Source organism: Hallella colorans, from assembly GCF_003096815.1.
GTDB lineage: Bacteria > Bacteroidota > Bacteroidia > Bacteroidales > Bacteroidaceae > Prevotella > Prevotella colorans.
Window position 1 is genome coordinate 1 of sequence record NZ_QENY01000046.1, and the last position, 3,815, is coordinate 3,815.

General features: G+C 41.6%; 6 protein-coding genes. 5 read left to right on the forward strand and 1 reads right to left on the reverse strand.

Going from position 1 to position 3,815, the window contains the following annotated elements; translation table 11 throughout:
* Positions 1–75: 75 nt before the first annotated feature.
* The gene (locus tag C7379_RS12420; RefSeq protein WP_116617541.1) at positions 76–1,041 is read left to right on the forward strand and encodes a replication initiation protein; all 966 of its coding nucleotides are present in this window, start codon (positions 76–78) and stop codon (positions 1,039–1,041) included.
* A gap of 28 nt (positions 1,042–1,069) precedes the next feature.
* Here the strand turns inward: C7379_RS12420 and C7379_RS12425 are convergent, their stop codons facing one another.
* Positions 1,070–1,375 carry a hypothetical protein gene (locus tag C7379_RS12425; RefSeq protein ID WP_133241907.1) on the reverse strand — a complete coding sequence of 102 codons (306 nt, stop codon included), beginning with the start codon at positions 1,373–1,375 and terminating at the stop codon, positions 1,070–1,072.
* A 180-nt stretch (positions 1,376–1,555) separates the two neighbouring features.
* Here C7379_RS12425 and C7379_RS12430 point away from each other — a divergent pair, with 180 nt between their 5' ends.
* The 4 genes from C7379_RS12430 to C7379_RS12875 all read left to right on the forward strand — a co-directional run.
* Positions 1,556–2,761 (forward strand): plasmid recombination protein, encoded by a 1,206-nt coding sequence (locus C7379_RS12430; protein ID WP_207773433.1) that lies wholly within the window; start codon positions 1,556–1,558, stop codon positions 2,759–2,761.
* A gap of 76 nt (positions 2,762–2,837) precedes the next feature.
* The gene (locus C7379_RS12435) at positions 2,838–3,083 is read left to right on the forward strand and encodes a ribbon-helix-helix protein, CopG family (protein WP_116617543.1); all 246 of its coding nucleotides are present in this window, start codon (positions 2,838–2,840) and stop codon (positions 3,081–3,083) included.
* 4 nt (positions 3,084–3,087) lie between these two features.
* Entirely contained in the window at positions 3,088–3,369 is a 282-nt protein-coding gene (locus C7379_RS12440) for a type II toxin-antitoxin system YafQ family toxin (protein ID WP_116617544.1), read from the forward strand.
* Positions 3,370–3,490: 121 nt separating this feature from the next.
* The coding region (locus C7379_RS12875; RefSeq protein ID WP_207773434.1) for a hypothetical protein at positions 3,491–3,815 on the forward strand (325 nt) is incomplete at its 3' end.

Sequence of the window (3,815 nt, forward strand, 5' to 3'; positions counted from 1 at the left end):
AAAAAAAAAGACTTTCCTTTTTATTAGTCCTTTTATTTTTTTTATATTTGCAGCGAAAACTAAAAATACAACTATATGGCACGCGAAAAAGAGCTTATTTCACAAGCTAATGACCTCACAAATGCAATGTCCCCCCTCGACCTTGTGCAGAAACGCTGTTTTTATCTGATTGTGCAGCAGGTTAGGAAAGAGTATGTCGAGACGGACAAACCTGCAACGAAATACGAGAACATGACCATACACATGACCTCGGAAACATTGGCAAGGGCGAGAGACGCAAAGCACGTCAAGGAAGCCTTCGAATCCTTAGCAGAGTTGAAGAAGGCATATTTTAAGATATTCACAGAAAAGTATTGGCTTGTTGTCGGTATTATCAATTATGCCAAATACGATTTGAAAACAAAGACCTACGAGGTCGAAGTATCCAAGGAGATATTGCCATACCTCGTTGACCTATCCAGGAAATACTTCACAACCTACAATCTTTGTGTGGCAATATCCCTTAGGCACGTCAGCTCGCAACGTTTCTACGAGCTTTGCAACCAATACAAGAACAAGGCAGGGCAAAGGTTTTTCCTCAACGTTGATGAACTGAGACAGATGCTATTGATAGTAGACAAATACGAGTCTGATTACAAGATGCGTGTGAAAGTTTTCGATGTAGCCCAAAAGGAACTCAAAGAACTCTATGACAAGGGAGAATGCGACCTTTGGTTTGAATATGAACCTGACGAGGGTTCAAAAGTTGGCAAGAAATACAACAGATATTGGTTTACTATTCACACCAACGAAAGCGAAAAAAAACAAGCAGAAAGTATCAAACAAACACAACAACAGGCACTTTATATCTACAAAGTTGCTCTGTCAGTTTTTAAGCGAGACAAGAAGTTCTGCCAACGCATCTATACCTACATGAATATGAACCCCGACAAGGTGCAGCCCATATTCGACAAGGTTACAAGGTTGGAAAAAGACTACAAAGGAACAGACCTTGCAAAGATACTTCGATACGTTATCAATAACGATTTTGAAGTGAAATAAAAAAAATGACATGGGAGCAATTATCGTTTCAATTTTCGTGTCTGTCGTTGCGTGTGTAGGCGGTATTTACTTCTACATTCAAGACCACAAACAATAAATCTTGCATCAGATGCAAGACCATTCCCACCATGTGCAAGAATTGCATGAGGTGGGATTTTTTCTTATATTGGGTCGTTCCGTTTCTCTCCACTCGTGCGCATGGTGTTCCGTTCGTTCCTCTCTCCACACCTCGGGCGCACATCTTACCGCTGCGCTTCAAGGTGCTAACCGCTGTGGGGGCAATGCTGCCCCCTACACCCCCTTCTATCCGCCTGCACTCATTAGTAAAACACATTCATAAAAAAGCACCCATTCGTTTGGCGGTTTGGGTTTTTCAATGTAAATTTGCGACAGCAATTTACAGCAGAAAAACGCACACGAGCACCTTTGACCAATTTCCGAATAAATTCGGGGTCAAAAGTGCTGTGTGCAAGGAGGTGTTCCCCTCCTTGACCTCCCCTCTAAAACAGCGAATATGAAACAGAGCAAAAAGGGAGCGTGCAGCTCCAACACACAGACCGCAAAGGCAAACTGCCTTCTCCATAATAGACGCAACCAGGACACCGAAAAAGTACCAGGATATGTGAACAAAAATCGGTCGCATCTAAATCGCACAATCTTTGAAGATGAAATCATCAAGGGAAAGAAATCTATTATCCCTTTAGTTCACGCAGCCGAAAAACTCTATACCGAGAAGACGGGGCAGAAGTGCCAAAAGTCCTTTGCCCCATTCCGTGAAGCGTGTCTACACCTCAAGGAGGGAATAACGGATGCGCAACTTATGGACTTCAAAGCCAAGGTGGAGAAAGAGACAAAATGGAAAGTCATCGGCATTTGGCTGCACGAGGACGAGGGGCATGTGAACTCAAAGTACATCGAGGGAAACGAAGAATTTTCCGTCAATCATCATGCCCACGTGCTTTTCAGCTGCCAAGACCTTAACACGGGTAAGGCGATTCGAGCAGACAGAAAGAAGCTGTCAAAGATGCAGGATATACTTGCAGAAGCCACCGGAATGGAACGAGGAAACAAAGCAGCAGAGACAGGAAGAAGACACCGCAGCGCAATGGAACAAAGGCTATATGCACAAGAGCAGCGCATTGAGCAGCTTGAAGAACAAGCTTCCCAGCAATGGCAGAACGTCAACAATGCAGATGAAACCCTCAAGCAGATACAACGAATGAACGAACAGGAGGAGGAAGAACGCAAGAAGATTAAAGCGCAGCAGGAGCAGGACTTGAAAGCCTATAACAACAAGAAAGCAGCCAAAGAAGCTTTTAAAAGCGTTTCTGAGGGCGTTAAAGGTCTTTTCGGACAGAGTTCCAAGGATAAGACGATAAAAGCTCTACAAAGCGAAATAAATGCCCTTAGGGGAGAAAAGGAAGCCTTAATCGCCAAGGTTAGGGATATTCCGAAAGCCGTCAATGCAGCCGTTAAAGAAAGATTGATAGCTGAAAGCCAAAGGGAGATAAATAACTACAGGACTTTATATACAGCTGCAACAGGTAAAAGGTATTTGATTGGCAATGAGGGGACAGAGCCAAAAGAAGTCCTTAACGCTATTCGTGATTTAAACCTGAAATACAAGAAAGAATGCGAATTGGCTACTAATTGGTGTAAGTACGCTAAAGAACTTGAAGAGAAAGAAGAACGAAGATGGGGTCGAGGACTACGCTACTAAAGAAAAACATTTATTTCCTTTCTTTTTCAAATACTTTGTATTACTTTTGCAATACAAACAAATACAAATAGAAAACATGAATACAACAGCAATTAGAAAACCAACATCTTTCAGATTACCACAAGACTTGCTCGAAGCACTGAAAGAACGTGCCAAGGCAAGCAATAGGAGCCTGAACAACTACGTTGAAAGCGCACTCTTGCAACTCGTCTATCACGAACCCAATGAAACCACCATCGAAGCCATGAATGAAGCTCTGTCAGGAAAGGAACTTGAAACCCTTGACATGGCTAACTTTAAGGACTTCGTGAAATCTTTGTAATAGTATGGCAAAGTTTGAAATCAAACCTACAGGGCAATTCAAGAAAGACCTCAAGAGATACAAGTACGACCAAGGAAAGTTAGACGACTTGCAAAAGGTTCTTAATTGCTTGGAGGAAACAGGAGTAGTTCCAAAGGACTACAAGCCACACCCACTTTTCGGAAATTACAAGGGTTTTCTTGAATGTCATGTGCAGGAAGATTTTCTTCTCATTTGGTTTGACAAGGAAAAACCTCTCATCAAGTTAGTGCGTATTGGAAGTCATTCTGAACTCTTCAACAAATAATTTCCAATGGTATTATTTTGCCAAAAAATGGTAGAACAATACCAAAAAGTAAAAAATCTTTACAGCCGTAAAAAGTTCAAATCTTGGAACTCCGTTCCGCGTTACCCTCCTTGCAAAATTCTTGCACTTTTCATTTTTTTTTCTTTGCGAAGCCAACAAAAAAGCCCCTAAAAGCCACCTCGTTTTTTACGAGGTAGTTTTTAGTACCTTTTTAGTACCTTTTTCGGCAGGGGTGGGGGTATTGATTATCAACGAGTTACAGAACCAAAAAGGAACCAAAAAGGGGAGAAAAGGAACCAAAAAGGGGGAGAAAAGGAACCAAAAAGGGGGAAATGGCACGTTTCAAGAACAAAAAAAAAAGACTTTCCTTTTTATTAGTCCTTTTATTTTTTTTATATTTGCAGCGAAAACTAAAAATACAACTATATGGCACGCGAAAAAGAGCT

Bases quoted from the DNA above. Each gene is read 5' to 3' on its own strand.
- C7379_RS12420 (WP_116617541.1), top strand. From the start codon at position 76: ATGGCACGCGAAAAAGAGCTTATTTCACAAGCTAATGACCTCACAAAT.
- C7379_RS12425 (WP_133241907.1), bottom strand. From the start codon at position 1,375: ATGTGTTTTACTAATGAGTGCAGGCGGATAGAAGGGGGTGTAGGGGGC.
- C7379_RS12430 (WP_207773433.1), top strand. From the start codon at position 1,556: ATGAAACAGAGCAAAAAGGGAGCGTGCAGCTCCAACACACAGACCGCA.
- C7379_RS12435 (WP_116617543.1), top strand. From the start codon at position 2,838: ATGAATACAACAGCAATTAGAAAACCAACATCTTTCAGATTACCACAA.
- C7379_RS12440 (WP_116617544.1), top strand. From the start codon at position 3,088: ATGGCAAAGTTTGAAATCAAACCTACAGGGCAATTCAAGAAAGACCTC.